Origin of the sequence: Flavobacterium bizetiae (assembly GCF_902804475.1) — a bacterium.
Taxonomy (GTDB): Bacteria; Bacteroidota; Bacteroidia; order Flavobacteriales; family Flavobacteriaceae; genus Flavobacterium; species Flavobacterium bizetiae.
In genome coordinates this window covers 1-696 of sequence record NZ_CADCSU010000249.1, presented here as the reverse complement: position 1 = coordinate 696, position 696 = coordinate 1, and the positions used below count along the sequence as shown (strand labels likewise).

The 696-nt window shown below is 30.2% G+C and carries 1 protein-coding gene; it reads right to left on the bottom strand.

Going from position 1 to position 696, the window contains the following annotated elements:
- Nucleotides 1–36 precede the first annotated feature (36 nt).
- Nucleotides 37–696: hypothetical protein (locus FLACOL7796_RS24550; RefSeq protein ID WP_173973392.1), on the bottom strand; the 660-nt coding region annotated here is incomplete at its 5' end.

Below are 696 nucleotides of genomic sequence, written 5' to 3'. Positions count from 1 at the left end.
GGGAAAGGCTACTTGTAATGAGTAGCCTTTCCTGTTTTAATTTGTAATCTTTATTAGTTTTACCGGAACTTTATTAGAGTAAATAATGCCGTCAAATAAAACATATCCGTTTTCTTTTATCTCTTTTTTCCGATCCTGACTTAATCTTTTATTCGTAAAAAGAGAATCATTCTTTAAAGAAAGTGAACCTAAATTGGGTTTCTTCTTGTCAATATTCGAAAACCACATTTGACTATTTCTATAAGGCAAATTAATTACTGAAGTGAAATATTTTGTTTCTCCAGGCTGAAGAAAATAACCTTGTAATGATTCATCAATATCATTGACATATTCTAGCTGGTATTTCCTGAAAATTCGGTTCTTTCTTAAAAACTTAGAGACTATAGTATCTAACTCTTCAATTTTCATTAGTTCGAAACCGTTGCCGCACATATTTTCGGCCCTTGTGGAACTTCCATCTAAAATAGAATCTTTTTTATACAGGCTAAAGCCAATCGAATTATATGCATAATCTTTTCTTCCTAAAGCTTCTCTGTAAAGATCTCGTTCGACAGTTCCCAGATTATTCTCGTTGAGCATTATAAAATATTTTTTATCTGAAATATTGGTTATTTTATAATGAAGAATGTTTTTTGAAAGACTATCGTATTTTGCATTTGGTTTATAAAAAACTTCCCGGAAATCATTCATATAAAC